Origin of the sequence: Shewanella sp. 11B5, assembly GCF_002836795.1 — a bacterium.
Taxonomy (GTDB): domain Bacteria; phylum Pseudomonadota; class Gammaproteobacteria; order Enterobacterales; family Shewanellaceae; genus Shewanella; species Shewanella frigidimarina.
Genome location: NZ_PJAP01000077.1, coordinates 1 through 1,361 on the forward strand (window position 1 = coordinate 1; position 1,361 = coordinate 1,361).

Annotated in this window: 1 protein-coding gene and 1 pseudogene; both read right to left on the reverse strand. The window is 45.6% G+C overall.

What is annotated here, in order from left to right:
• A partial coding sequence (locus CXF78_RS00635) for a UvrD-helicase domain-containing protein (RefSeq protein WP_180957006.1) occupies nt 1-514 on the reverse strand: 514 nt, incomplete at its 3' end.
• Nucleotides 514-1,361 (reverse strand): annotated as a pseudogene (locus CXF78_RS00640) (exodeoxyribonuclease V subunit gamma); the annotation flags it as partial. The gene CXF78_RS00635 and the pseudogene CXF78_RS00640, both read right to left, overlap by 1 nt.

Consider the following 1,361-nt stretch of genomic DNA (forward strand, 5'->3'; position numbering starts at 1 on the left):
AACAGACTTCACGCCAGAAATCGCGCACCGCATGGTGTAAAAACTCACTGTCGTCGAGGGTAAATTCGGACTCAAATAGTAATGATGACTCAAATGCCATGTCTGACAACACGCGTTGGCAAAAGGCGTGAATGGTAAAAATGGCCGCTTCATCTAACGACTTTAACGCTAAGTCTAAGCGTCTTAATGCAATAGGACGTTCATCTTCCGAGGTGTCTTGGTAAAGCTGTTCAATAAACTCATCATTGACGGCTAAGCCTAAAAAGCGTTTAAACGCTAAGTTAATCCGTTTACGAATTCGGTCTCTGAGTTCTTCTGTGGCGGCGTTGGTGAAGGTTACCACCAAAATTTGCTCACAACTTAGTGGCGCTTTACCACCATGGCCTAACAATAAACGTAAATACAAACCGGAAATAGTATAGGTTTTCCCTGTACCAGCACTGGCTTCAATTAAGCTGGAACCGCTAAACGGTAAGGTGAGGGCATTAAGCGGTGTCACGGTAATAGCGTCCATTAATGCGCTCCTAGTTTAGCTGCGTTGGCGATGAGTTGCGCTTGAATATCGACCGCGGTGCCACTGACAAAAGTGTCTAATTCTGCCAATTTATCTTTGTGATACTGGCTTAACATGGGTTGCAGCAAATGGATGGCCAATGCCCCAAACCTAGCTTCGCTAAAGTCTTCTGGGAAATGGAATAAACGCTGGTTATGTGGGTCGTGCCCTTCGCCGAACTGGTTTTGGCCATCATCCCATTTTTGCTGGGCTTTAAGCAGCTTTTCTTCATGGTCGCCATCGGTTTCAACATAGGCGAAAGCCGTTTTAGGCATAAAGCACAAGGGTTGAGTTTGCCCCTGAATAAAACCACTGATAAAACGCATGAGTTGTGCCTGCGCTTGTTCAGCAGTAATAGGTGCAAAGGCATGAAAATGGCCAATGTCGAGTAAGTAACTGAATTGATTTTTACCCATGCCTGAGGTGGACGAATTTGCCATGGCGTTGATGCATAAATGACGTAAATACACCCGAATAAAATCTCGTCCGTGGGCTGTGCCGGGGCGGTAATTGACTAAGCCTTTAGGCAAAATATCATCAATACGGCCGACAAGATTGACTCGCACGATGGACGAATGGGTTGTATCTGCTTGTGCTGGTAAACCCTGCACAGATAGAGCATGCGCTGGAAAATCCTGCATCGGTAAATCAAAGTTAAGATCCACATTCAGCGTGTGCATGGCTTGTTGGTCTTGTAAAAACTGCACCCGATTAATCAATGGCGATATATCGCGTAAATATTGGTTAATTAGCAAGTCGTCGAACGGCGCCATGGGCAATTCACCGCTGGTTTTGAGTTTGCTGAGTA